The sequence below is a fragment of the Spirosoma lituiforme genome, from assembly GCF_054776635.1.
Window position 1 is genome coordinate 138,638 of sequence record NZ_BAAHBO010000003.1, and the last position, 26,386, is coordinate 165,023.

26 protein-coding genes are annotated in these 26,386 nt (G+C 52.9%); 14 read left to right on the forward strand and 12 right to left on the reverse strand.

Translation table 11 applies throughout. The features are described from left to right. Positions 1–155: 155 nt before the first annotated feature. From ACYU87_RS12835 to ACYU87_RS12850, 4 genes are all read right to left on the reverse strand, one after another. The gene (locus ACYU87_RS12835) at positions 156–1,424 is read right to left on the reverse strand and encodes a GTP-binding protein (protein ID WP_461134483.1); all 1,269 of its coding nucleotides are present in this window, start codon (positions 1,422–1,424) and stop codon (positions 156–158) included. A 91-nt stretch (positions 1,425–1,515) separates the two neighbouring features. Continuing rightward, a complete protein-coding gene (locus ACYU87_RS12840; RefSeq protein WP_461134484.1) occupies positions 1,516–1,917 on the reverse strand; it encodes an acyl-CoA thioesterase in 402 nt (133 codons plus the stop codon). Between the two features lie 35 nt (positions 1,918–1,952). Then, entirely contained in the window at positions 1,953–2,183 is a 231-nt protein-coding gene (locus ACYU87_RS12845) for a cysteine-rich CWC family protein (RefSeq protein ID WP_461134485.1), read from the reverse strand. Beyond that, positions 2,161–2,688 (reverse strand): PAS domain-containing protein, encoded by a 528-nt coding sequence (locus tag ACYU87_RS12850; RefSeq protein ID WP_461134486.1) that lies wholly within the window; start codon positions 2,686–2,688, stop codon positions 2,161–2,163. Before ACYU87_RS12850 ends, ACYU87_RS12845 begins: the two co-directional genes overlap by 23 nt. 216 nt (positions 2,689–2,904) lie before the next feature. On the opposite strand from ACYU87_RS12850, the gene ACYU87_RS12855 reads away from it, so the two are divergent. The 3 genes from ACYU87_RS12855 (at position 2,905) to ACYU87_RS12865 (ending at position 6,576) form a co-directional block, all read left to right on the forward strand. Beyond that, the gene (locus ACYU87_RS12855) at positions 2,905–3,267 is read left to right on the forward strand and encodes a hypothetical protein (protein WP_461134487.1); all 363 of its coding nucleotides are present in this window, start codon (positions 2,905–2,907) and stop codon (positions 3,265–3,267) included. A 151-nt stretch (positions 3,268–3,418) separates the two neighbouring features. Further along, on the forward strand, positions 3,419–5,647 hold the full coding sequence (locus ACYU87_RS12860; protein WP_461134488.1) for a TonB-dependent receptor: 2,229 nt from the start codon (positions 3,419–3,421) through the stop codon (positions 5,645–5,647). A gap of 2 nt (positions 5,648–5,649) precedes the next feature. Next, positions 5,650–6,576, forward strand: a complete 927-nt coding sequence (locus tag ACYU87_RS12865) for a cation diffusion facilitator family transporter (protein ID WP_461134489.1) — start codon at positions 5,650–5,652, stop codon at positions 6,574–6,576. 52 nt (positions 6,577–6,628) lie between these two features. On the opposite strand, the gene ACYU87_RS12870 is transcribed toward ACYU87_RS12865, so the two are convergent. Beyond that, the gene (locus ACYU87_RS12870; protein WP_461134490.1) at positions 6,629–6,964 is read right to left on the reverse strand and encodes an antibiotic biosynthesis monooxygenase family protein; all 336 of its coding nucleotides are present in this window, start codon (positions 6,962–6,964) and stop codon (positions 6,629–6,631) included. An 81-nt stretch (positions 6,965–7,045) separates the two neighbouring features. Here ACYU87_RS12870 and ACYU87_RS12875 point away from each other — a divergent pair, with 81 nt between their 5' ends. Then, positions 7,046–7,981 carry an NAD(P)/FAD-dependent oxidoreductase gene (locus tag ACYU87_RS12875; protein ID WP_461134491.1) on the forward strand — a complete coding sequence of 312 codons (936 nt, stop codon included), beginning with the start codon at positions 7,046–7,048 and terminating at the stop codon, positions 7,979–7,981. Positions 7,982–8,023: 42 nt separating this feature from the next. Here the strand turns inward: ACYU87_RS12875 and ACYU87_RS12880 are convergent, their stop codons facing one another. Then, positions 8,024–8,479, reverse strand: coding sequence for a hypothetical protein (locus ACYU87_RS12880; protein WP_461134492.1), 456 nt, complete (start codon positions 8,477–8,479; stop codon positions 8,024–8,026). A gap of 143 nt (positions 8,480–8,622) precedes the next feature. Here ACYU87_RS12880 and ACYU87_RS12885 point away from each other — a divergent pair, with 143 nt between their 5' ends. The 4 genes from ACYU87_RS12885 to ACYU87_RS12900 all read left to right on the forward strand — a co-directional run bounded on the left by ACYU87_RS12885 (position 8,623) and on the right by ACYU87_RS12900 (position 13,228). Beyond that, positions 8,623–10,401 carry a family 43 glycosylhydrolase gene (locus ACYU87_RS12885; RefSeq protein ID WP_461134975.1) on the forward strand — a complete coding sequence of 593 codons (1,779 nt, stop codon included), beginning with the start codon at positions 8,623–8,625 and terminating at the stop codon, positions 10,399–10,401. Positions 10,402–10,606: 205 nt separating this feature from the next. Then, complete coding sequence (locus ACYU87_RS12890; protein ID WP_461134493.1) at positions 10,607–11,866, forward strand: MFS transporter; 1,260 nt, start codon at positions 10,607–10,609, stop codon at positions 11,864–11,866. A gap of 62 nt (positions 11,867–11,928) precedes the next feature. Beyond that, a complete protein-coding gene (locus ACYU87_RS12895; protein WP_461134494.1) occupies positions 11,929–12,648 on the forward strand; it encodes a YqjF family protein in 720 nt (239 codons plus the stop codon). 10 nt (positions 12,649–12,658) lie between these two features. Next, a complete protein-coding gene (locus tag ACYU87_RS12900) occupies positions 12,659–13,228 on the forward strand; it encodes a putative metallopeptidase (RefSeq protein WP_461134495.1) in 570 nt (189 codons plus the stop codon). Positions 13,229–13,259: 31 nt separating this feature from the next. On the opposite strand, the gene ACYU87_RS12905 is transcribed toward ACYU87_RS12900, so the two are convergent. Then, positions 13,260–13,565 (reverse strand): putative quinol monooxygenase, encoded by a 306-nt coding sequence (locus ACYU87_RS12905; RefSeq protein WP_461134496.1) that lies wholly within the window; start codon positions 13,563–13,565, stop codon positions 13,260–13,262. A 106-nt stretch (positions 13,566–13,671) separates the two neighbouring features. Here ACYU87_RS12905 and ACYU87_RS12910 point away from each other — a divergent pair, with 106 nt between their 5' ends. From ACYU87_RS12910 to ACYU87_RS12920, 3 genes are all read left to right on the forward strand, one after another. Beyond that, positions 13,672–14,643 carry an aldo/keto reductase gene (locus ACYU87_RS12910; RefSeq protein WP_461134497.1) on the forward strand — a complete coding sequence of 324 codons (972 nt, stop codon included), beginning with the start codon at positions 13,672–13,674 and terminating at the stop codon, positions 14,641–14,643. Positions 14,644–14,725: 82 nt separating this feature from the next. Then, positions 14,726–15,409: a response regulator transcription factor gene (locus tag ACYU87_RS12915; protein WP_461134498.1), complete on the forward strand. Its 684-nt coding sequence runs from the start codon at positions 14,726–14,728 to the stop codon at positions 15,407–15,409. Next, positions 15,406–16,722: a sensor histidine kinase gene (locus ACYU87_RS12920; RefSeq protein WP_461134499.1), complete on the forward strand. Its 1,317-nt coding sequence runs from the start codon at positions 15,406–15,408 to the stop codon at positions 16,720–16,722. Before ACYU87_RS12915 ends, ACYU87_RS12920 begins: the two co-directional genes overlap by 4 nt. On the opposite strand, the gene ACYU87_RS12925 is transcribed toward ACYU87_RS12920, so the two are convergent. Then, positions 16,702–17,163 carry a type II toxin-antitoxin system VapC family toxin gene (locus ACYU87_RS12925; RefSeq protein WP_461134500.1) on the reverse strand — a complete coding sequence of 154 codons (462 nt, stop codon included), beginning with the start codon at positions 17,161–17,163 and terminating at the stop codon, positions 16,702–16,704. The two genes, ACYU87_RS12920 and ACYU87_RS12925, sit on opposite strands and share 21 nt — an antisense overlap. Beyond that, complete coding sequence (locus ACYU87_RS12930; RefSeq protein ID WP_461134501.1) at positions 17,160–17,363, reverse strand: hypothetical protein; 204 nt, start codon at positions 17,361–17,363, stop codon at positions 17,160–17,162. Before ACYU87_RS12930 ends, ACYU87_RS12925 begins: the two co-directional genes overlap by 4 nt. Positions 17,364–17,498: 135 nt before the next feature. Between ACYU87_RS12930 and ACYU87_RS12935 the strand changes: the two genes are divergently transcribed. Then, complete coding sequence (locus tag ACYU87_RS12935) at positions 17,499–19,688, forward strand: TonB-dependent receptor (RefSeq protein ID WP_461134502.1); 2,190 nt, start codon at positions 17,499–17,501, stop codon at positions 19,686–19,688. Positions 19,689–19,818: 130 nt separating this feature from the next. Here the strand turns inward: ACYU87_RS12935 and ACYU87_RS12940 are convergent, their stop codons facing one another. Continuing rightward, positions 19,819–21,837 carry an alpha-amylase family protein gene (locus ACYU87_RS12940; RefSeq protein WP_461134503.1) on the reverse strand — a complete coding sequence of 673 codons (2,019 nt, stop codon included), beginning with the start codon at positions 21,835–21,837 and terminating at the stop codon, positions 19,819–19,821. A gap of 107 nt (positions 21,838–21,944) precedes the next feature. Further along, a complete protein-coding gene (locus ACYU87_RS12945) occupies positions 21,945–22,667 on the reverse strand; it encodes an SDR family oxidoreductase (RefSeq protein ID WP_461134976.1) in 723 nt (240 codons plus the stop codon). A gap of 224 nt (positions 22,668–22,891) precedes the next feature. Between ACYU87_RS12945 and ACYU87_RS12950 the strand changes: the two genes are divergently transcribed. Together ACYU87_RS12950 and ACYU87_RS12955 are read left to right on the forward strand one after the other, a co-directional pair. Continuing rightward, complete coding sequence (locus tag ACYU87_RS12950; RefSeq protein ID WP_461134504.1) at positions 22,892–23,260, forward strand: hypothetical protein; 369 nt, start codon at positions 22,892–22,894, stop codon at positions 23,258–23,260. Between the two features lie 85 nt (positions 23,261–23,345). Further along, positions 23,346–25,820 (forward strand): TonB-dependent receptor, encoded by a 2,475-nt coding sequence (locus ACYU87_RS12955; RefSeq protein ID WP_461134505.1) that lies wholly within the window; start codon positions 23,346–23,348, stop codon positions 25,818–25,820. 42 nt (positions 25,821–25,862) lie between these two features. Here the strand turns inward: ACYU87_RS12955 and ACYU87_RS12960 are convergent, their stop codons facing one another. After that, positions 25,863–26,384 (reverse strand): DUF1905 domain-containing protein, encoded by a 522-nt coding sequence (locus ACYU87_RS12960; protein ID WP_461134506.1) that lies wholly within the window; start codon positions 26,382–26,384, stop codon positions 25,863–25,865. Positions 26,385–26,386: the final 2 nt, after the last annotated feature.

The following is a 26,386-nucleotide window of genomic DNA, read 5'->3' on the forward strand; positions in this document are numbered from 1 at the left end:
TAATTAATTGTAATTTAACGAATTAGCTACCCTTGTATCTGCATATCCCTTACGCTGTCATTACCCAGGTAAACGCCTGTCCGTTTCGAAGAAATTGTCAGCAGTGCATGTCGTTTGCCCTGATCGAATTAAGTAAAATTGCGACTATGTACTTTTTATTCCCAGACCGGAAATGGGTCTTTAAAACGACCGCCTGCTTCCATGTGCTTCAGTTCCAGTTCGGTACAAAGACAATCCTGCAACTCCAGCGTGATCTGCTCTATCGATAAATCCTGACCAATAATGACCAGCTCATTCTGCCGGTCGCCGAAGCGCTTGTGCCAGCGAGCCTCTATAGCTTCCTGATTTTCCAGGAATGAGCCATACTGCGATCGCTGGCTGAATGGCATTGAGGCCCACCACACACCCGCCGATTCGGCCCGTAAGCTACCCCCGGCCTGACTGAAGTTCAGCGCATCGCTGGGTCGGGAAACGAGCCAGAAAAGACCTTTGCTCCGAATAATGCCGGCCGGAAAATTTTCGCTCAGGTAGTGCCAGAAACGCACCGGGTGAAAGGGGCGACGATCCCGAAAAACAAACGACGAGATGCCGTATTCCTCAGTTTCGGGTGTATGGGGCTTTCCGTTCTTATGGTTCTGCAACTCCTGAATCCAGCCAGCGGATTGCGACACTTCGTCGAAATCGAACCGACCGGTGTTGAGTACATCAGCCAGATCGACCTTACTGAACTCACTTTCGATCAGTTTGGCTTTGGGGTTCAGTTTGTGCAGAATAGCCTTTAACTCACCTACCTGCTGGCGACTTAGTAAATCCGTTTTGTTCAGGATAAGCACATCGGCAAACTCAATCTGGTCGGTTAACAGGTTAACAATCGTTCGGGTGTCGCTGGCGTCCTGGTTCATTTCCCGATCATGCACTGTATCAATGCTGCCGAAATCGCGGGAAAAGTTAAAGGCATCAACCACCGTAACGAGCGTATCCAGCCGGGCAAACCGTGACAAATCGACCCGACTTTCGCCCGCAACCGATTCGTCGGACTGAAAGGTGAAGGTTTGGGCTACCGGCAACGGCTCCGAGATGCCCGACGATTCGATGATCATGTAATCGAACCGCCCCTCGCTGGCCAGTTTTTCGACCTCAATAATCAGGTCTTCCCGCAAGGTGCAGCAGATACAGCCGTTCGACATTTCCACCAGTTTCTCCTCGGTACGGGAAAGGGTTCCCTCCTGCCGCACCAGTTCAGCGTCGATATTGACCTCGCTCATATCATTCACAATGACGGCCACTTTCAGGTCCTGCTTATTGTGTAATATATGATTCAGAAGCGTCGTTTTGCCAGCACCCAGAAACCCACTCAGCACGGTTACGGGCAAGCGTCCATCAGCCGACAGACGCGTATTCGAGCGTATAGTTTGATTCGTCATGGAGCAAAAGTAAGGTGATTTTTCCTTTATGCAACATTGTTGCATAAAGGAAAAATCACCTTACTTTTGCTCCATGATAGCAATTAATACATTACACGATGCGAATTGGCTTTTTATCTTCATCGAGTGCTACGAACGTAAAGGTGCCGTGAATAGCCTGGTGGCGCTCCATTGAGTACATTTCTTCAACGAAAATCTCAACGGCGATTCGGATGCTAGTATTTCCAACATGCTCGACACGACCAACCAGTTCGATGATGGTACCGGCCGGAATCGATTTGGTGAAGTTGATTTTATCGGATGAAACTGTTACCATCCGTTTACGGGAAAATCGGGTGGCGGCAATGAACGCCACTTCGTCCATCAGCTGCAGGGCCGTACCGCCAAATAACGTGTCGTAGTGATTAGTTGTACTCGGAAAAACTGCTTTGAAAATTCTGGTTTCAGCGTGTGCAATTCGGTCTTCAATTGATTGGGGCTCCTCAATGGCCATGTAGTAAGTTGATTACGGGACTTTTGCAAATAGTCCTAAATTGGTTTCTCCCAGTGGAATTGTTGGTAATATTCTGTTCGTAGGGCCAGCAGGCAGTCGGCGCATAGGCAACCTTCATACAAAGAACGGATGTAGCTGTGCTGCTCATCGGTTAAAGTAAGAGACTGGCACTGGCAGAGGTTGATACTGCCAACGCGGCACTCGAAATGCCGTTGGCAGCGCGGACAGCCAACGTGTTCGTGCTTAGCGGTCAAGGTAGGTTTCATCGAATGGAACCTCCTCTTCGAAGGCAATGAAATTGACGACCTCTTTCTGCTGATTCATGATCGGCCGAATAACGAGGTGACACCAGTAGGTTGACTGGTCTTTGCGATGATTGAGGACGACTTCGCTAACGGATTTCTGCTGACGAATAGCCTCCCGTATTCGCTGACGAACCTGCGGAGAAGTAGCCTCGCCCTGCAAAAAAGTCGGCTTACGACCAATAGCTTCGTAATTGGCGTACCCCGTCATTTTTTCGAAACCCGAGTTTACGTACTGAATTACCTGATCGGCGTCTGTAATCACAATCGTCCATCTATCGCTCAACAGATCATGCCGAACGGGGGCTGTCAGAGCCCAGTCCTGCGCTTTTGCCAGAGCTCGCCAGCCGGCCTCTCCCGCAAACAAAACCGGCCGTTGTCTGAACTCCCAACCCGCCAGCAGGGGCGTACACAGGGATGGCCGGTGCTGGGCAGCGAGTTGTTTATCGTATGGTCCGCAAAAGTTCATAATGGCGAAAGTAGAAGCTTCTGCTGACTAATGACAGAAGTATGTTATTTATTGTACAGACTCAATAACTAATTCGCGGACGTTTCGGGTAGCCTGTAGCCTGCTTTTCTATTAGTATCAGGAAACCAGCCAGTGCCACTACGCCAACTAGCTGGCCGTTATAGCGCCAGTCCGGTTGACCGGACCTGGTTATTGCTACAAATATCTTTCCAGTTTTTGACTACCTGTTGCATTGGTTCCCATTTTACCTTTGCCAGCATGAATGGGTTGCTGTATCTTTTCTCGGTCTGGCTGTTGCTTCTGACGGGTCTTCCCTGTCCGGATGCCGAGTGCCACGCGCACACCGATAAGCTGACCCAATCGTCGGGCACCCATTCCGACGACGAGCAGGCGCACAAAGCACCCTGTAGTCCCTTCTGCCACTGTGCCACCTGCCCCGGCTTTGCTACGCCCCGGGCATTCAGCTATGCTCGCCCGGCCGATCCAGTGACCACCGATTCATCCAGGCGGGTATTCGCGTATCATGCTCCCAGCCAGCGTACGGTCGTTCTTTCTGTCTGGCAACCGCCCAAATACTAACCGTTTTTCGTGGATTTCTTTTCGGTCGATTATCTATCGACTGGACTGTTCTTGTCTTTCCCACAGGATTTCACCCTGAGCCATACCCATAATCGTTTTGCCCAGGCAAAAGACTTGGTACGGCCGGGCCTGAACGACTTATCCCGTACAAATGAAAAACGTTTTTATAATCTCGTTTCTGTGCATCATAAATCTTGGCGGAGCAGCCTATTCGCAGGATACACTCCGCGTTCTGGTTCGCCATGCGGCTACCCAACAGCCAATTCCCGGCGCTACTGTTATTTTGATCGGCACCACAAAAGGTACGACGACCCAGGCAGATGGCCGGGCTGAACTTTACGTACCCGCTGCGCCCGCACACCAGATTCGGGTTTCGGCGGTGAGTTTTCAATCCGTTACCCAAACCATACAGACGTCCGTTCGTGACACGATCCAGATTGCGCTCGAAACCGCCGAAGAGGCCCTGGAAGAAGTGACAGTATCATCGACCCGCGGTGGCCGGAGCGTTGCCGATGAGCCGACCCGCGTCGAGGTAATCGACAGTGAGGAATTGGATGAAAAGGCCAATATGCAGCCCGCCAATATTGCCGTGATTCTGCGCGAAAGTCCGGGTATCCAGGTTCAGCAAACCTCTGTCATGTCGGCCAATGCTACCTTTCGGATTCAAGGCTTGGATGGCCGGTACACCCAGCTTTTGCAGGATGGGCTTCCACTCTATAGCGGCTTTTCGAGCGGACTGAGCCTGATGCAGGTACCACCCCTGAATCTGAAACAGGTAGAAGTGGTGAAAGGCTGCCAGTCGACGCTGTACGGCAGCGGGGCTATTGCCGGGCTGGTAAACCTGGTTACCAAAGAGCCTACCCGCGAACGGGATCTGTCCTTTCTAATCAACGGTACCTCGGCGCTGGGGCTCGACCTGAACGGGTATTACGCGCAACGGAATGAGAAAGTAGGGCTGACGCTCTATGCAACCCGCAATCTGCAACGCGCCTACGACGCCAATGCCGATCGGTTTTCTGACTTGCCCCAAACGGCCCGAACCACGCTGCAACCGAAGTTATTCTGGTACCCAAACCCAACAACAACCGTATCGGCGGGTTTGATCTGGTCTGATGAGCAACGTACGGGTGGCTATCTGCCAACCATCCAAAACGAAACGACTTCGGGATACACCGAAGCCAACAACTCGCAACGGCTGGCTACTCAGTTCCGGCTGGAAAAACGATTTTCCAGTGGGCTGCTAACCGTAAAGAATAGCATCAGCCGCTTCAGGCGGGCCATTGTCCTGCCCGCATACCGATTCGACGGCCTACAGCAGTCGTCGTTTTCGGAAATCAGCTATTTTCACCACCAGGCCAAATCGGACTGGATTGGCGGCCTGAACCTCTGGACCGATGCATTTCGTGATACCAGCCCAGCCAGCACCGTGGCGCCAGCGACCGTCTATCGCCAGACCATTGCCGGCTTTTTCGTACAGAATACGCTGACCTTATCGGAGCGGCTAAGTCTGGAAACGGGTATTCGGGTCGATGTGGTCCATACAAACACCAGCAACCAGACGGATGCAGAACGCCCGAACGTATTTCTTCTGCCGAGGTTTTCGCTCCTGTACCGGGTATCGGATCACTGGACAAGCCGACTGGGAGGTGGACTGGGCTACAAAGCACCGACTATTTTTACGGAAGATGCCGAACGGCTATCGTTTCAGGGCGTTGATTTGCGTTCCATCCGCAGCGATCAAACGGAGTCATCTATCGGGGCGAACTGGGATATTAATTACCGGACACAACTCGGCGACGAAACCACGCTGTCCATCAATCAGTTGTTCTTTTACACAACCCTGAACCGGCTCACCGTGCTGACCGCTCAACCAACGGGCTATGGTTTTCGGACGGCAAACGGCAGTTTATCAACGCGGGGCTTTGAAACGAATATCCGGCTGGTATACCATGACGTCCACACGTTTCTGGGTTACTCGTTTATTGATACGCAGCGCCGATACGATAACCTGACCGGGCCAACGCCTTTAACCGCCAAACACCGACTGTACTTTACGACACTCTACGAAACGGATCGAATCAAGACGGGTTTTGAAGCGTTTTACACAGGTCAGCAGCAACGTACGAATGGGACAACTACCCAGAACTACTGGACCATTGGCTACATGCTTGAACGAAAATGGAGTTTTGGCGGAAAAGCCAGTTCAGGCCGGGCCACCAAAGGAAGTGTTTTCATTAATTTCGAGAACATTCTGGATGTGCGCCAGTCCCGTTTTGAGTCGTTAGTGGACGGCTCCATTAATCAACCGAATTTTGTTACGGATATTTACGCGCCAACCGACGGGCGAATCATCAATGGCGGTATTAAACTGAATTTATAAGCATGGCGCACGATCATAACCACGACCACGCAGGCCACCACCACGGCCCCACCGTCTTAACATCCATCAACCGGGCTCTGATCATCGGGGCCGCGCTGAACGCGGTCTACGTCGTTGTGGAGTTTGTCCTTGGATTTTATTACAATTCGCTGGCCCTCGTTGCCGACGCCGGTCACAACCTGAGCGATGTAGCCAGCCTGTTATTATCGCTGCTCGCCTTTCGGCTGGCACGGGTTCGCCAAACACCGAGCTTTACGTATGGTTTCCGAAAAAGTACGGTATTGGCGTCACTCACGAATGCCGTCATTCTCCTGATCACTATCGGTGCCATTCTGTGGGAAAGCATTGGCCGATTCCGCCATCCGGAGCCAGTGGCCGGTGGGGCGGTCGCGTGGGTTGCGGGGGCAGGTATGCTGGTCAATGCGGCATCGGCCATGCTGTTTTTCCGGGACAAAGAGCATGACCTAAACGTAAAAGGGGCTTACTTACACCTGGCAACCGATGCGCTGGTCTCGCTGGGTGTGGTTGTATCGGGCATTGTGATCAGCTATACTGGCTGGACCTGGCTCGATCCGGTTATTGGTATTCTGGTTGCCGTCGTGATTATGGGATCGACCTGGCGGTTGCTGACGGATAGTCTGCGGCTCTCGATGGATGGCGTACCAACGGGTATCGACCTGCCAGCCGTTCTGGCCGATCTACGGTCGATATCGGGCGTGCAGGATGTACACCATGTGCATGTATGGGCGATGAGCACCAGCGAAAACGCCCTGACGGCTCATCTTGTGCTGCAACCGGGTCTCTCCGACTCGCAGATTGCTTCCCTTAAACACGATGCCCGCCACAAACTTGACCATCAGAAAATCAGCCATGCTACGCTCGAAACGGAAACCGTGGCAAATGACGACTGTGAAACGGAAACCTGTTAAGGTTACAGATGAATTTAGTGTCTCTTATCGGGTCTGCTTTTTACTTGAAATCTTATAGTTCGAAGCCATAATCGCGCTCCACTTTGCATACGCGCACTTTGTAACTTTCGTACCAGCGTTCGCGGCCTATCTGCTGGGCGATCCGGTGCTCGAAAACCTGTTTCCACGCCCGGATCGACTCCAGACTTTCCCAGTAAGATACCGTAATACCAAGTTCTGTTCGGGCTGACTCGACGCCGAGAAAGCCTGGTTGTTCATGCGCCATCTCGACCATTCGCGTGGCCATGTCCGCGTAGCCGTCTTCAAAATCCGTACGAATGGACGTAAAAATGACGGCGTAATAAGGTGTATCGGGTGTAGTCGCTATCATCGAACGAAGATAAATCATTGCAGGCACCGATCTACAAACGCAACAATGTTGCATTTGTAGATCGGTGCCTTATCTTTGTCTGAAGATTAGTAGGCAACTATGGACAGGAACTTTCTTTTTGATGTAATCATCGTAGGTGGGAGCTATGCCGGCTTGAGTGCTGCGCTGGTACTGGGTCGTTCGTTACGCAAGGTACTCGTTATTGACAATGGTAAACCCTGCAATCGGCAGACGCCCCACTCGCACAATTTTTTAACCCGTGACGGGGAGACACCGGCCAACATCGCTGCGATTGCCCGCGAGCAGGTTCTCCACTACCCTACGGTTTCGTTTCTTTCCGGTTTGGTCATCAAGGCCCAGGCAGATACGGATGGCTTCAAGGTCGAAACCGCCGATGAGCAACAATTTTCAACTCGAAAGCTGATTCTGGCAACCGGCGTTGCGGACATAATGCCGCCAATCAGCGGATTTGCCGAATGCTGGGGCCGCTCGGTACTGCACTGCCCCTACTGCCACGGATATGAAGTAGCCGGTCAGCGACTTGGTATTCTGGCAAACGGTGATACGGCCTACGAACTGGTTCGCCTTATTCAGCACTGGAGCGCCAATCTAACTCTATTCACCAACGGAGTCTCAACCCTCACAGCAGACCAGCGTCAGGTTATTGAGCAGCTCAATGTACCCATTATCGAGTTATCGCTTACCGCCATTGCTCACGAGCAGGGACAGCTTACGGCGCTGCAGTTTACCGATGAATCTACCTATGCCCTGGATGCGTTGTACAGCCGGGTTTTATACCAACAACACACTGATTTAGCCGAACAGCTAGGGTGTACTATGGCCGAGTCGGGGTTGATCGCTACAGCTGAGTTCGGCAAAACTAACGTGCCTGGGGTACATACGGCGGGGGATAACAGCTCACCAATGCGCCAGGTATCTATGGCCGTCACCAATGGCAATCTGGCGGGCGTCTGGATTAATCGGGAACTGATGGACGAGGATTTATCGGCCCGCCGTTCACAGGTAATAGGCTAAGTCTTCGAAACTAACTAGTCGCCTTCTACGACTTACGAGCCGTTACCGGCGCTTCATCAGCCTATAGACTCCGGCCGTCACCAGGCCGCCAAACAGATACCAGCCAACGGTCATGGCTGCCGTGGCCGTCGTACGACTGCTCGGTGCGGTTCCCAGTCCCATAGGGCCGGGCAGCGCCACGGCGCCCACGCCCGCAGCCAGGCCCAAAGCCGCTCCGGTCAGCAACGCATCCTTTGGTTTAACTAAACCAATTAAGCTGTAATAGATCGCATTGGAAACAATATCGCCACCCAACGCCCACTCGTGCAGTTCATCGTCCGCAGGGGGCTCTTCGTCCACCTTGTTCATCACTTTCTTAATGGCGCGCATCCCCAGAATATCGGCGCGGGGTGCTTCGGGAATGAACTGACGGGCCGTTTCGTGAAGAGCCGTCAGCGCACAGGCTCCCGCCAAACCACTGCCCAATGATTGCAGGATCGTTTTGTTTATATCGGTCATAGGTGCTTAACTTGTAAGCCTGTGCAAATGTTAATAGCGCCCCTAAACCTGACAATGCCGTGCGATCGCTACGCCTGCTTCTCCCGCTGATTGGTTCCTTTCTTTTCAGCTCTCAGCCTACGGTTGCACAGCAAAGGCCTGACGTGGCCCGACCGAACGCGGCCCGACCAAGCGTGGCCCGTACCTATTGCAACCCGATGGATATTAGCTATCGGTACAACTTTGAACAGCTGAACGAAAAAATTTCCTACCGTTCCGGGGCTGATCCGGTCATTATCAACCACAAAAACGAGTACTATCTTTTTGTGACCATACAGGGCGGCTGGTGGCACTCGACCGATCTGGTGAACTGGCGCTATGTTGTTCCCGACAAATGGCCCATGGAGGATATGTGCGCGCCAGCGGCTCTTTCGGTTCGTGACACGATGTACCTGTTTCAGTCGACGTTTGAGCAGCGTCCCATTTTTTACTCGACGGAGCCGGAGAAGGGAAAGCTGAAATTCCTGAATCGCTGGATGCCGCGATTACCCAAAGATATTGGTCCCTGGGACCCGGCTCTGTTCCACGACGATGACACGGACAAGTGGTACATGTACTGGGGCTCATCGAACGTGTACCCCCTTTTCGGGGCAGAACTGGATAAAAAACGCAACCTGACTTATGCGGGCAACAATCCGGCAGAATCGTACAAGGCCATGCTCTGGCTCGATCCGTACAAGCACGGCTGGGAACGCTTCGGCCCCAATCATTCCGACCCATTCAAGCCTTTTATGGAAGGTGCCTGGATGACCAAGTACAAGGGCACGTATTACCTGCAATACAGCGCTCCCGGCACAGAATACAACGTTTACGGTAATGGAACCTACGTGAGCAAAGACCCGCTGGGGCCATTCGAGTACGCACCCTACAACCCCATTGCCTACAAACCGGGCGGGTTCGCTACGGGCTGTGGGCACGGCAATACGTTTCAGGACAATTTTGGCCGTTACTGGAACACTGGCACGACCTGGATCGGCCATAACTGGGGTATGGAACGACGCATTGTGATGAACCCCGCCGGTTTCGACCAAGACGGTCAACTGTTTGTTAATACACGGTTCGGTGATTTTCCGCACTACCTGGCAACCAAAGCCGGACAGCCCAGCGACGAGCTATTTACGGGTTGGATGCTCCTCTCCTACCGCAAACCGGCAGTCGCTTCATCTACGTTCAGCGCGTCGTCCGTTGACACCCTGTCGGCAGACAAAACGACGGACGAAAATCCCCGGACGTTCTGGGTAGCAGCCCACAATAAACCCGGCGAAACCCTAACCCTCGATCTGGGTGCCGAACGCGACGTTCGGGCGGTACAGGTAGATTACATCGACTACCGCCAGACCATTTACGACTCCGATTCGACGGTGTACACGCAGTTCAAGATCCTGACCTCTACCGACAACAAGAAATGGACCGTTGTCGCAGATCTGACCGATACGTCGAACCGCAAAGAACCCAAACGCGACCGGGCCTGCGCTTATGTCGAGCTGGAGAAACCGGCGCGGGCACGCTACATACGCTATGAACACGGATACGTGGCGGGGTCGCACCTGGCCATTAATGCCTTTCGGGTATTTGGGAACGGACTGGGTAAAGTACCCGCTACCCCCGCCATCCTAACAGCAAAGCGACAGAACGACCAGCGCAACGCCGACCTCTCGTGGAGCAAAGTGCCGGGTGCCGTGGGCTACAACATACGCTGGGGCATTGCGCCGGATAAACTCTATCAGACGTACCAGTTCTGGAACGACCAGCCAAACACCTTCGAATTACGCGCTCTGAACGTTGGTGTACCCTATTACTTTGCCATCGAAGCCTTTGACGAAACCGGTGTGTCGGCCCTGAGCAAGGTGATTGACGATGGTTCTAGATTAGGGCCTAAGTGATGGCGCGAAGCTCCTGCTTCGTGTCTATTATTATCCGGCCTCCGGCCGGTTCCCGCCATCAGTGTTTGTTTACAACCGGCCGGAGGCCGGGCAATAGTAGGCACGAAGCAGGAGCTTCGCGCCATCAGCAGCACATCAACATTCAATAAGGAATACAAAACCTTATTGACTGAACATGGTGTTAGCCATAACAACCCTTTTTTATATGCCAATCCGTCGGCCTGCCCGCGACTATCGTCTGATTCACATTTACGCCATCATTTTCATTGATGTTATTGTGGGCTCGGCGGTGGGGCCAATTTTGCCGGAATTTGTGAAAGGACTGCAACGGCCACAACTCTGGCTGGCGGTGGGTACGGCGCTCTTTCTGGGAATGCAACTGTTCTCGGCTCCGTTACTCGGGAAGCTGTCCGATGGCTACGGTCGACGGCCCATTTTCATCATTTCGGCCATTGGAACGTTCCTCGCCGACTGCCTGCTACTGCCGGTGCGGGTCGGGTATTACTTTGCCAACCGGCTAAGCGACGGCACCACAAACGGCATGTACGCCACTGTCCGGTCGGCCATTACCGACATTTCACCCAAGGAAAGCCTCTTCAAGAACCTGGGTCTCGAAGGCGCGATCATCTCACTTGGCTTTGTAATCGGGCCCGCAGCATCCGGTCTGTTACTCACCACCTTCGACATTGTGCAGGGGAGTCAGGCCAGGATAGTAGCCATCATGGCGGTTACTCTATCGGGCCTGAATATGGTTTTGAGCTGGCTTCTCCGCGAAACTCACCCGAATCCACAGGGCTGGTCCAATACGTCGGCCGAAACAGCCGCGTTGAAAACCGAACTGGTTCAATCGCTGAATGTCCATAAACTCTGGACACGCCTGCTGGCTAAAAATCGACAGTACAACGGGTTGAGGAAACTGGTCATGATGCAACTGGCGCTGACGCTCAGCACGGGCTATTATTTTTACGTCGTTACCTACGTTAGTTTCGGGGCCTTGCAAATGGATGCCAGAGGCATCTCCTACTTTTTCATGTATTTTGGCGCATTAAGTGTCGTCATCAGCTATGTGTTTTACACCTACATCGCCGACCGCATCAACCAGCGACGGGGCATTTTCTGGCTCGCGCTGCTGGGTGTGCCCATTCTGGGCGGCTACGGCCTGGTTGGCACGTCCGTTCTGTGGCTCTATATCCTGGTCACCGTCGACTGTCTGACGTTTTCACTCATCCAGGGGTTGATTGAGGGGTTGATGGCGCAGTTAACCACGGATGAAGACCGGGGCGAAATTTTCGGTATCAATCAGGCGTTACAGGGCGTAGCCAGCTTTGTTACAACCGTGGTATTCGGGAGCTTGTCGCTGCTCGATTTGCGGTTGCCTTTCGGGTGGTTTGCAGCCTGTTTGTCGGTGGTGGCGTGGCTGGCCTGGGAACGAAACCACGTTCCTGGCACGCAGATGCGGCACTAAGCAGCGGACTGCTCAGATCGCATCCACTCATACTTTACGTTATTCTTTAACAGACGTTTGACATGGCTACTACCTTTTTGCGTGCCGAATGGCGAAACCTGATCTTTGCCAACTATGCCATAGACCGCCGGGTACTGGAACCGCTGGTGCCCTACGGCACCGAACTGGATGAGTTCAATGGTCTATGTTTCGGCAGCCTGGTCGGGTTTTATTTCCAGCGGGTAAAGTTGCTAGGTGTCATTCCTGTACCGTTCCACACCGAGTTTGAGGAATTTAATCTCCGCTTTTACGTTCGGCGCAAAACCGAAACCGGCTGGAAACGGGGTGTTGTTTTCGTTAAGGAGATTGTTCCGAAACTAGCCATTTCGCTGGTAGCCAACACGCTCTACGGCGAACCGTACGCCACCCATTCGATGCGCCACCAGTGGGAATTTACGGAGCAAACACAGCATATTCGGTACGAATGGAAAGTCGGCTCAGCCTGGAATTACATTGACGTAAACGCCGATCGGTTTGGGCACCCCTTAGTGGCCAACAGCGAAGAAGCCTTCATCACGGAGCATTACTGGGGGTACACAGGCCGGGGCGACCGTCGTACATCGGAATATGAAGTCGTACATCCAAGCTGGTCCATTTTTCCCGTTCATACGTACGACGTCCACTGCGACATAGTAAAACTGTACGGGAGCCAGTTCGCGCCGTTTTTTGATCAGCCGCCCAGTTCGGTTTTCCTCGCCGATGGGTCAGCCGTTACCATCAAGTCAGGGGCCGCGGTCGATTAAATAGTCAGTCATGTACACGGGTTTCTTCTTCATTACGATTATTCCCATGCGCCCAGCTTCGCTCTTACTCCTACTCCTGCTGGCTGGCCTGACAGGCTGCCAGTCTGGTTCCCAGCCCGAACCAGTCCAGTACAGCGTGCCAACGGAGGTAGAGCCGTTTGTTAAATCGTTCCGGGATGAAGCGAAAAAAAGGAATAACTCTGTCTCGACGGATAACCTGATCATCACATTTGGGACTGCCGTGAGCGAAGATATTTGTGGAGAGTGTCAGGTAGCCAGTGGGAAAACGCCCCGTATTGTTCTCAACGGCGATGCTTTCTGCTGGCAGCAGGCCAGCCAATATGAGCGTGAATGTCTGGTTTTTCATGAGCTTGGACACTGCCTGCTCGCGAGGACGCACAGAACGGACAAGTTCGCCAACGGAGCCTTCGTGAGTTTAATGAATCCTGCCGACGTAACGTTATACGCTACCTGCCGCTACCCGATCGGCCAGGACGAGTGCGACAAACGCCCGCGCCGGGACTATTACATAGACGAGCTTTTCGATTCCAGCACGCCAGCCCCCGCCTGGGGTAAGTGATCCGATATTATCCGCAGACTTGGCTTTACTCTCACTCTTGAGTACTTACCGACTCCAGCTTTTCGGCGGAGAAAGCTACTGCCCGCTCGGCAAAAAGCACCTTTGTGGCGGCCCAGGTTGTTCGGAACAACTCGCTCTGGCGATAGGCTTCCAGCGCATCCACCGAATCCCACAAACTGTACGTTATTCGGACGTTGGCTTGCCGGGGATCGCACAGAAGATCAAGCTGGTGGTTGCCGGGAAACGCGCGGATCTGCTGCTTCGAGCGATCAAAAATAGCGTGAAAGTCAGCCAGTTTATTTTCCTGAAACGTCATGCGAACAATACGAATGATCATAATTTATTAAAACTTAGTTTGCTGTTTGTGGTTCGTTGTTTGATGTTTGCAGGGCCGTTTGTCTTCTCAAACGACAAGCTACAAACCGGAAACGATAAACCCTCCTATGAATTACCGCACATTTGGCCGCACTGGCTGGAAAATCTCTGAAGTTGGCTACGGCATGTGGGGCCTGGCCGGCTGGACTGGCTCCGACAAAGAGGAAGTACTACGAGCGCTGCAACGCTCTGTTGACCTGGGTTGCAATTTTTTCGATACGGCCTGGGCCTACGCCGACGGGGTTAGTGAAGAAATTCTGAATCAATTGCTGAAAAACAATCCGGATAAGCGTTTGTACGCAGCAACCAAGATTCCACCGAAAAACCGCCAGTGGCCGTCGAAACCGGAGTCTGCCTTGGCGGATGTCTTCCCAGCCGATTACATTGTTGAGTACACCGAAAAAAGCCTGAAAAACCTCGGCGTCGAAACAATTGACTTACAACAGTTTCATGTTTGGGAAGATGCCTGGTCCGAGCAGGACGAATGGAAAGAAGCCATCACGAAGCTATCCCAGCAGGGTAAAGTTCGGGCCTGGGGACTATCGGTCAATCGCTGGGAGCCCGACAACAGCCTGAACACAATCCGGACAGGACTCATCGACGCCGTTCAGGTCATTTATAATATCTTCGACCAGAATCCCGAAGACAACCTGTTTCCACTCTGCCGGGAATTAAATGTCGGCGTCATTGCCCGCGTTCCGTTCGACGAAGGCACCCTGACCGGGACCTTTACAAAAGAAACGACATTTCCGGCAAACGACTGGCGGTCAACGTATTTCGTACCGGAAAACCTCAACAGCAGCGTTGATCACGCCGACGCCCTGCGGCCCCTCATTCCCAACGGCATGACCATGCCCGAAATGGCACTTCGGTTTATTCTGAGCAATCCGGATGTCCACACGACCATTCCGGGTATGCGCCAGATTCGTAACGTGGAGGCCAACTTGGCAACCAGCGATGGCCATCAGCTAGCGCCGGCATTGGTGCAGGAATTAAAAGGACACCGCTGGAACCGAACCCCAACCGAGTGGAGTCAGTAACAGGGCATACGGTTTCGGTACAGAGTTTACAGGTAACGGCCTTGTGTGACCCGAAAACCCGGTACCGAAACCTGCATAACGCATGAAGATACTCCTGATTGAAGACGAGCCCGCGTTACAAATCGCCATTCAGCACTATCTGGAAGGTGAAGGCTATACCGTTACCGTAGCGAATACGTACCGGCAGGGTGCCGAAAAAGCCCATGATTACGATTATGACTGCCTGATCGTAGACTTAATGCTTCCCGACGGAAACGGTCTTGATCTGGTACGTGCCCTGAAAAGCCGCCAGTCAACGGCCGGGATCATTGTCGTAACCGCCAAGGACGCGCTTAGCGATAAGCTGACTGGCCTCGACGCCGGGGCCGACGATTACCTGACCAAGCCGTTTCATCTGCCCGAACTCAACGCCCGGCTTCGGTCAGTACTGCGCCGTCGATTGTTTGGCGGTCAGGCACAACTAAGCGCGGGCGATCTTAAACTCTGGCCCGACCAACAGCGCGTCAGCGTTCATGATACCGATGTTAAGCTGACAGGAAAAGAGTACGACCTGCTCCTGTTTCTGGTGACGAATGCCGACCGGCTTCTGTCAAAATCAGCCATTGCCGAGCACGTTTGGGGCGATGCTATGGACGCAGCCGACTCGCACGAATTTCTATATACGCACGTCAAAAATCTGCGCCGTAAGCTTATCGTAGCCGGTTGTCCGGACTACATTCAGACCCGTTACGGAGCGGGTTACCTCTTTTCGACTCGGTTGCCATGAGCCTGCTCGGTCAGACCGCCCGCTATTTGCTGATCACCGCACTCGCCATCGCGCTGGTCGGTGCCGTTGGCTTTTACACCATTATTCACCGGAAGATTCGGTACGAAGTCGATGAGATTCTGACGGCCCAGGTTAAGCAAACGGCCTTACGGCTCAAGAAAAACCCCTCTGCCCCACTCACCGACTGGGACAACAACCCCCGTATTGAACGGGCAACACACCCCCTGAAGCCAACGTTTACGGATTTGACCACGCTGGATTCTCTGGATACCAACGAACCCATTCCCATCCGGCAATTGCAGGAAACCATTTCCGTTAATGAACACCTGTATCTGGTTACGATTCAACAACCTTACTACGAATTCAATGAACTGACGCGCGAGCTGGCGGTTGGCGTTATTATCAGCTTTTTGATCCTGGTAGCCCTGTCTGTGGTGGTTGGCTTGAGCTTATCCCGTCGCTTGTGGGAACCCTTTTACGCGACCATCAACCAGCTTGGCAGCGTCCGGCTCGATTCGGGGGAGGAACTGGTCTTTCCCGAAAATTCGATTCAGGAGTTTGGTTTGCTGAACCGGTCATTGAGCGAGTTGACGCAAAAGCTCCGACGCCAGTTTTTACTGCAGAAACAGTTTACCGAAAATGCGTCGCACGAGTTGCAAACGCCCCTGGCGGTGGCTTCCGCCGAGCTGGATTTTCTGTTGCAATCGGATCACCTGACCGAAAATGACCATGCCCATCTGCAACGGGCTACGGACGCGCTCAGCCGACTCAGTCATCTGAACCGATCCTTGTTGTTGCTCGCGCAGGTAGAGAATAACCAGTTTGCTACGGATGAGACCGTTAACGCGAGTGAACTCGTCAATCAATATACTGATGAGTACACACCGTTTTTTGAGCACAAAAACATGGCGATTATTCGGAAAATTTCGCCTGATGTTATGTTGACAATGAATCGACAGCTGGCAGTTGTTCTTCTCACAAATCTCCTGAAAAACGCGGCCCGGCATGGAAGTGCCCGGCATGGAGGTGCCCGCCATAATGCGTTGAAACACGGGGAAGCGAACGGCTATATGGCTATTGAGCTAACAACCAAAGAATTAACTATTCAAAACACAGGCGAACCTCTGCCCTTTACCGACACCCAGTTATTCAATCGGTTCGTCAAGAACCCGGCACGGCCCGACTCGACAGGCCTGGGCTTAGCCCTGGTCAAACAAATCTGTGACCGCTACCGCTTACCGCTGGCGTACCAGTACGATACCGATACGAGTACGCATGAATTCAGGATAGGGCTACTGAAGCAGGGGGCGTAATTCTTCAGGAAGAATTTTTCGCAAATCAAGAAAGACGTTTTGCAAATGGTCAAAATCACCGTCGGTTGTTACAAGCGTCAGGTTAAGCAATGACGCCGTTGCGGCTATCCACAAATCGTGTTTACCCATGTTGCGGGGCGTTGTAAAAGGATACCTCAAAAACTCAGGATGATTTCGTTGACTATAAGCATCAAGGTCTACGTATGTTGATAAAAACGTATCGTTAAGCTCAATGATCTGCGCTTCATCAAGGGCAAACTCTAAACGCTGACGTTTCGCCTTCGACCAATCTTGTTGAAAGGCAATAGATTCTATTTCAGCAATGCTGGCGAAAGAAACGTGTATATTTCGATCATCAGGATTAATCGCTCGAAGCACCTTATCATTAGATTTATCTCGAGCAATGTATATTAGGATATTGGTATCAAACAGAATATTCATTTACGAGCCAAGTCCTTCAATGCTGCTTCAAATTCCTCCTCTGAAATAGGCTCCCCACCCAGATCATACATTTTCTTGGGATCGTGACCTGTTAATTTGGCAAACTCAGTAGCACCACCGGCAGCAATGATTTCGGCTGCGGAATAAGTCTTGAACTTCTTAAACAAAGGTGGACGGTAGTTTATCTCTTTCGGTCTCATTGGGGGCATCGTTTACGTTCTTGTTACGAAACAACAAAAAAGGAGGCAAGATTCATACCATTCATTCGTCAGATAACTTCTTCTTCAAATTCTCTCCATAATTCCTTCCGAAACTTGCAGGCAAATCGTTCACTTATGAAAAACCTATTTTTTGTCGGCTTGCTCCTGCTCGGGACTGGTGCTGCATTCGGCCAGGCCAACCGCATCATTCGGGTGGAGGACAGCCTGACCCACGAGCCCGTTATAGCGGCCACCGTACGCACATCGGTCAAACCAGTTGTCGGGGCCGTTACCGACGCGACGGGTATAGCCCGGATTGCCAATTTGCCAGCCACAATCAACTCCCTTACGGTTAGCGCCGTTGGTTACGAGACGCAATCATTTCCCATAACCACGCCTGCCGATACGCTCGTTTTTCGGCTCCGTAGCCAGGATGCCTCTCTTGAGGAAGTGACCGTTACCGCCACCCGGACCAACTCCCGAATCGAAGATTTACCCATCAAGGTAGAGGTGCTGGGACAGGAAGATATGGACGAAGAAAGTGCGGTTGTGCCGGGTAACGTGAGCAGTATTCTGGGCGATATTTCGATTATTCACATCCAGCGAACGTCAGCTGTCAATGGTAATCAGGCCATCCGCATGCAGGGTCTTGATCCCAAATACACCCAAATTCTGCGCGACGGACTGCCTCTGTACGAGGGATTTTCAGGAAACCTGGGTGTGCTGCAGATCCCACCGCTGGATTTGAAGCAGGTAGAAATCGTGAAAGGCTCGGTATCCACACTGTATGGCGGGGGAGCCATTGGTGGTATGATTAACATCGTGTCAAAATCGCCCACCTCCGATAAACCAACTTTTACGGCTCTGATCAACCACTCCGGGCTTAAAGAAAATAACCTGAACGCCTATTATTCGCAACGCTACGGCAAAACAGGCCTTACCCTGTTCACGGGGTACACGAACCAGGCCGCCGTAGACGTAACCAACGATGGATACACCGATAGTCCGCAGATCAAGCAGGTCAATTTTCACCCCAAATTTTTCTATACGCCATCCGAGCAAACGCGGCTGAACATCGGCTATTCGTTCACCAGCGAACATCGGGAAGGCGGCTATCTGGCGGCCCTGGAAGGCACATTGCCCAACGCTTACCGCAACATCACCGACCTACAGCGGCATACCGTTGATTTCGACGCTACGCACAATACGTCGCAACAGAACGCACTAACCCTGAAAGGTGCCGTCAGTACGTTTCACCGGAAAAACACCGATTACCAGAAACTTTCCGACGGGCGGCAGTCGTCCATTTATCTGGAAGGCAACGACCTGTTCCGCTCTGGTAAACACCAGCTCATTACCGGCGCTAACCTGACCGTGGAAGCGTTCCGCAAAAACCCCGACAGCACCCGGCTGGTCGACTATACGTACCAGACCATCGGCGGATTTGTGCAGGACGACTGGCAGGTGGGCGACAACGTAGCCGTACAGGCGGGCCTTCGTTTCGATCACCACAATACGTTTGGTAACTTTTGGCTGCCCCGCCTATCCGTCAAACTGAAACCATCGGATCCGTGGACAGTACGGCTGAGTGTGGGAACGGGTTACAAAACCCCGAATCTGTTCGTAAACCAGACACCCGGCGCGTTGAACGTTAGTCTGATTTTCCCTCGTTTGCTACCAATCGACGTAGCCACGGTAAAAGCCGAGAAATCGGTGGGGGCCAACATGGATATTGCTTATTCGAAGACCTTCGAGAATGGAGTGTCACTCCAGATCGATCAGGCATTTTACTACACGTATGTCAACGCACCGGTGGTATCGGCGTTTGCCAGCACATCGAGTAACCTGGGTGCCTATACGCAATTGATCAATGCGCCCTACAACCTCTTCAGCGTTGGCACAGACACGTATGTCCGGCTTGACTACAAAGCGTACGAACTATATCTGGGCTACAACCATACCCTGGCCCGGCGCGATGGCGAATCTGACACCAGCTATCTGCCACTAGCACCACAAGACAAGTTTTCGACCACACTAGCCTGGGAGAATGATCATTTCCGATTCGGCGTAGAAACCGCCTACGTTGGCTCGCAATACCTGTACAACAATCAGAGAGTGGCAAACTACTGGTTTTTTGCCGGAGCTGCCGAGTATCACTACAACGACCACTGGCGGCTGGTGCTCAATGGAGAAAACCTGTTCAATATTAAACAGGCCAACTTCGAAACGGTTGTTACCGGCCCCATCAACCAGCCCACGTTCCGCCCGGTCTGGGCACCGCTGGAGGGAAGAATTGTTAATCTGGCCCTGAAATACACGTTGTAATGAAATGATGTAGGCTGTTTGATATATGGTCTGAGTGTGATCACTCCGAGGGCTGTGAGGACACGGCCCTGGGAACAGGCTACTTTTAGTATATCCTATCCCATACATCCTACATAATCTCCCTCTTTCTTTATTCAACCATCAACGCCGAATGCACAGCCAACTGTGGTACGACCACCGTAGCGATACCATTGGCGTAGCGGACGGGTAACGATTTGTTTTCGGGTTGCTGAACAACACGGGCGGGCTTTTTGTCCGTACGAAGCCGAACAGTCAGGTTTGTTAGGGGCGGCACGTCATCGTAGGTGAATACCTGTGGGTCGGCGTGGCGACCGCCGGTATTGATTAAATGTACGGCTAGCCGGTTGCCTTGCCGATTCAGAACGACATGAACCAAATGCGAACCACTTACTTCGACCACGGGCTTCGGCAGCAATGGGCGGACCAACGACGCCATGAAATCCCGAAGCCTGGCCGATTGGTGTATTTTGTAATCTTGGCTCAGGTCCGCGTACACCGCTGTCAGTGTACCCCGGCCAACCATGGTTTCCGTTGCGATAATACCTGGTGCCGGGTCACCGGGTTCTGACGTCAGAAACTGACCGACCGATTTTGTCGCAGCCCCTGCCATACGCACGGGTTGAAATGGCCCCGTCAGCACAACTGATTGACCATTGAGAAACGCCCATTTTGGCCCTGCAGCCGGTTCACTGATAACCTCAACGCCCAGCTCATTGGCGAACGAACGAGTTGTCTGGGCACCGATCAGGACCAGGTGTCCACCCTGCCGGGCATAGTCAAGCAATTCACGCCGGAACATCGGCGTGAGCGAGTCCTGCTGGGATACAACAATGACCGGATACTGACTCATTCGCCCCTGTAAGTGTTGCTCAGCCAATACGTCGACGGGCAGTTGGGCATCCAGAAGAGCCGTTAGTACCCCACTGATCCGTTGCGTCTGGCCATTGCCGAACAGCGCTTGATTGAAGGCATTCACCGTCTCGTTGGCATACAGTAAGGCGATTTGCGGCACGGAAATACGCCCGGCACAAAATGGCTGCCGGGCCCTAACGAAGCGACTCAAGGCAGCCATAGCGGGCAACTCACGCAACGACACGGAGGCATCCCGGCGTTGCTGGTAATAGATCTGAAATCCGCCCCCCAGCGATAGTATTTCGGCCGCTTCCTGCATGAGGTGTACCGCCGATTTCTGATCGCCCGGCCGCTGCGGCGGATTGAATGTATACCAGAAACTCCACGACATCAAATCCCAGGGCTTTTTATACAGCTGGCCTTGCGCGGCCATAATCCGCCCTTCCAGAGCAGCCGAAAGCACCCCGTTACCCGGCGTTAAGTCACCCGACATAAAATCGACATTTGTGTGAATGGGCTGGGGCATCATGGACGAATACGCCCAGTTCGACGCCATTCGGAACGTTGGCCGATGGCGGTGTACCGCATCGACATAATGGCCTATGTACTGCGTAAACGACCGACGGGCGAAATCTTTAAATAAACCATAATGGGCATCTTGGTCTGAACGGGGCACCGTCTGAATACCGGTCTCCGTCCGAAATTTTGCCAGAGCGACGGGTGAATAATCGAGTACCGTTGCCCAGCACTCCCCGTCAACCCATACCCCATCGGCTCCGTAATCAGCCAGTTCCCGGAGTTGCGGAATCAACAGCGAATCGACGTATGGGCCATGCACGGAAGTTTTTAATGTGTTGATGGTACCATCGGATTTTTGGGCGGCCCAGCCTGGGTGTTTAGCCAGTACCGCTTCATCGTACACCCCCGAATAATGCAGGTACAGACCGACACCATGTTTGCGCGTCACAGCCCGGTAAAACGCCAGTGGATCCTTGACGATACGCGGGGCCACGGTTGCCGTCGCTACTTTCGAGGGGTAGCTCGACACGCCCGGATGCCCCTTGCAATCGACCTGTATAAAATCGGGTTTGACGATTGCCAGCAATGAATCGAGCACCCGTTCCGATAGATTCCGGCCAATCAATGAATCCGTAGCAACCGCATGAAAATCGAAATGGAGCCCGAAATATCGTTTAGCATCAGGCGACGGCGCACTTGGCTGAGCAAGCAGTGAAAAGCTGTTGATGACGAAAAGTGATGCAAGCAGGATCTTCATTTCCGGTGGACTGGGTGTACTCGCAGGAGTGACAACCGTTACTAAAATATACGTTCAATTATGTAGGATGTATGCTAGACTCGTCTAGCATACATCCTACATAAAACCTAGTACTCCTGTGCCAGCGGGTGCACCATGAATTCATCAATCACCACGTGGGCGGGGCGGCTGACAATGAAGAGCATCGACTCGGCCATGTCTTCGCTTTGGAGCCAGTTCTGGGAAGTTTCGTGGCCGTGACCTTTGGCGTGGAAATGGGAATCGACCAAGCCGGAGTACACGCCTGTCACTTTAATGCCAAACGAGCGAACCTCTTTGCGCAGCGCACCCATAAACGCTTCCTGAGCATACTTGCTGGCGGTATATAACGATCCGCCGGCAAACGTCCGCTTGGCTACGTCCGAGGCTACCACAACGACGTGGCCCGAACCCTGTGCTTTCATGGTTGGTAAAGCGGCTTTAGTCAGGACAAATGTACCTTTCACGTTGGTGGCCATCAGCGCATCCCATTCGTCGACCGTGATGTCGTCGACATTTTTGAAAACGCCGTAGCCCGCGTTGTTGATCACCACGTCGATGCGGCCAAACTGATCAAGCGCCAGCTGGACAACCGCAGCCATGTCTGACTCGCTGGCAACGTCGCCCGCCTGAGCAATAACTTTTCCCCGGACGTGTCCTTCCGTTGCTTCTTTGGCGAGTTGGTTCAGGTCGTCGGCGTTGCGGGCGGTAACAACTACGTTCGCGCCGTGTTGCGCCAGCAGTAAGGCGGTTGCCCGGCCAATTCCCCGCGACGCGCCCGAAATGATAATGGTTTTGCTTTCTACGTTCATAGGAATAATGGTCTGATGGCAAAGGTCGCGAAGGATGGCAGAAAGTTCGTAAAGAAGTTTGCGTAGAGCAGATTGCATTTTGTTTTACTCGCTCTACTAGCTTGATTATCAAGACCAGTCAATCAAAGTAAAGAATTTTTAGACTCGCCTAAACCCATTTGTATTGTCAACTCGTATCTTTGACAGTATAACGGTTGCCACCCTATCAACTAAGCTTGTATTGAATGATTGATTGGCTCCATATGAATCGGTTGCGCGTAGCCCGCTTGTTACTTGGCCTGTTTCTGGCGATGTGGCTCAATGGGGTGGTGTTTCGCCACGCGCACCGGTTATCTGATGGCCGATTAATTGTTCACGCACACCCCTACTGGCCTTTCGGGAAGAGCCCGATTTTACCCAATACCCACACCGCGCAGGAAATTCTGTTGCTCGATCTGGCCGCGCATTTACCGGTCGTTGTCAGTAGTTTCTTCGCCTTTTTATTTCTTCTCAGGACACATCTACGGCCGGTTTTTTTGTTTACCAACCGTCCCTTTCAGTCCTATTCGCCGTTTCATTGCTTCTCCCATCGGGGTCCGCCCATCGTTTGTTGATTTCCTGGTAGTGCACACGCTGGCTTCTGAACCAGTGATTTTCGCTGCATGCTGCTGAACTAATCAATCAAACGACACATCCTGAATGAAATTATTTTTCCTGTTGATTGGTCTCGGACTGATCGAGGGTTCTGCGTATGCACAACCCACCCCCAATCGAACCATTCGCGGATCGGTCACCGATGCCGATACGCGCAAACCAATCCCGTTTGGCAACGTGAGCCTTATGGGACAGAACAAAGGAGCGCTCACCGATGCCCGTGGCCAATTTTCGCTGTCCATAAAAGCTGATTCGCTGCCTCACGCACTGGTCATTTCCTGCATCGGCTATAAAGCAGATACCCTGGCAATCGGGCCGGGCAACAACGTATATACGGCAACGCTACTGCCCGTTGTCAATGCATTGAACGAGGTAGTCGTCACGGGGGTTACGCGGGGCACGTTGCTTCGGCAAAACCCGGTGGCCATCCTGGCGATCTCGCACAAGTCCATCGAAACAACGGCCAGCAGCAACATCATCGATGTGCTGGTCAAGAATGCGCCCGGCCTGAACGCCGTAAAAACCGGGCCCAACATCTCAAAACCGTTTATTCGCGGACTGGGCTATAATCGGGTGCTCACCCTCTACGACGGGGTTCGGCAGGAGGGCCAGCAGTGGGGCGATGAGCACGGTATCGAAGTCGACAACTACAACATCGACCGGGCCGAAGTAATCAAAGGCCCCGCCAGTTTGATGTATGGCTCCGACGCGCTGGCGGGGGTTGTCAGTATGCTGCCGATGTACCCGAAAGATACGGAAGGCAAAATCAAAGTATGGCTGGTTACGGAATACCAGTCGAATAACCGGCTGCTGGGGGAGTCGATCAGTCTGGCCTCGGGCGGGTCGCGCTGGGCCTGGAACCTGCGCGGCTCCATTCGGGCGGCTACCAACTACCAGAACAGCGTAGACGGGCGCGTCTACAATACGGGCTTTTCGGAGCGAACGCTAACGACCATGCTCGGGTACTCGGGGTCTAAGGGCTACTCCCGATTCGGCGCGTCGCTATACGACAACTTACAGGGCATTCCCGACGGTAGCCGGGATTCGCTCACGCGGCAGTTTACGCGGCAGGTAGCCGAGTCCGATCTGGATGATATAAAGAACCGCCCCATCGTTCCGGCCAGCGAATTAACGTCGTACCAACTAAGCCCCCTGCACCAGCGGATTCAGCATTACCGGTTGCACACCAACAACCATTATCAGGTTGGCAACGGCGAAATCGATATCCTGCTGGCTTTCCAGCAGAACGTTCGCCGGGAGTATAACCACCCCACACAGCCCGAACAGGCTGGTTTATACGTACGGCTCAATACGTTCAATTACGGCCTGCGGTACAATTTGCCTAACCTGGGTCGGCTGGCTTCCACCATTGGCGTTAATGGCATGCTCCAGTCAAATAAAAATAAAAACGGAACGGACTTTCCCATTCCCGACTACCGGCTATTCGATGTTGGCAGCTTCGTTTTCCTGAAATACCAGGCCGATAAATTGACCCTGAGTGGCGGATTACGCTACGACAAGCGTCAGTTGACGGGCAATGATTTTTATGTTCGGAACGACCCCAGAACTGGCTTCGATAAACACGTCACTCTACCCGATACAGCCGGGGCCACCCTGCAATTTCCCCGGCTCGACCAATCGTTTACGGGTATATCAGCCAGCGTTGGTCTGACGTACGAATTCTCCGAAAAACTGGCACTCAAGGCCAACATCGCCCGGGGTTATCGGGCACCCAGCATTACCGAAATCGCGTCGAACGGTCTTGATCCCGGCGCGCACATTGTGTACATCGGCAACCGGAATTTCAAGCCTGAATTCAGTTTGCAGGAAGACATTGGCCTGACCGCTACTTTCCCCGACGTTAATCTGGGGGTGAGCGTTTTCAACAACTTCATTGAGAATTACATTTCGTTGTCCCAGCTGGTCGACGATCAGGGCGAACCGGTGGTCATTGTACCGGGTAACAAAACCTACCAGTACCAGCAATCGTCGGCGCAGCTGTATGGCTTCGAAACCCAGTTTAGTCTGCATCCCACCAGTTGGCGCGGGTTCAGTTTCGACAACAGCGTTGTGGTCGTTTATGGCTACAACCGGGGCCTACGTTACACGGATGCGGGCATCAATGGCGAGTATCTGCCGTTTATTCCGCCCCTGCGCGTGGCGACGGGCGTGAGTCAGACGTTATCGATGAAACGGCAGTGGCTGTCGGACGTGACCATCAAAGCGGATGTCGATTACAATGCCCGGCAGGATCGGTACCTGGGCCTGAACGATACGGAAACAGCTACGGCCGCTTACACGCTTGTGAATGCGGGCATCGACGGGCTTATTCACGTTGGCAAGGACAAGCCCGGCCTTCGGTTGTTGTTCCAGGTCAACAACATTTTTGACGTAGCCTACCAGTCGAACCTGAGCCGGTTGAAGTATTTCGAATATTTCACACAGTCACCCAACGGACGTCTGGGCATGTTCGGTATGGGCCGAAATATCTGCCTTAAACTGACCATTCCGTTTAATTAACAAAGATTCGAACCGGTTGGTCCGCCCAGCCGGTTCGAGCCTTCATGCCTGCTTTTTAAAGTACCGGATCATTTGACCAAAATCCATACCCATGGCTAGACCCATAACAGCCTGTGTCAATCGTTTGGTTTTGGTATCAGCAGTTTTGGCCTCGTCGATCCACTTGCTGAAATAGGTCTGATGGCCTCGACTTAACGTCTGAAAATGGGCCTGTGCAGCCGGGTCATCGTCCAGGCAGGCGAGCAGATCAGCTGAGATCGGCAGGGGCGAATCATCAAACTCCAGGTCAACCCGAACGGTGGCCCCGGCTTCTTTTCGAATGCCCCGGCGCATGGTTGCATTGACGGGCATGATAAACCCGCCCTCCCCGTCGCCAGACTTACCCATAGGTAGTAAAGCGGCCAGGCTGATGGGAACATTATCCAGCATTCCTTTCACCCGGAACGATGTTTTCTGGCCGGGTCTGATGGCGTCTGTTACAGCGAGCGGAACGTCAATGTACGTCCAGCCGGTTTTCTCGCCTTTCTCGTCGAACTTTTGAAGAATCGTGGTAAACGTGGGCATGA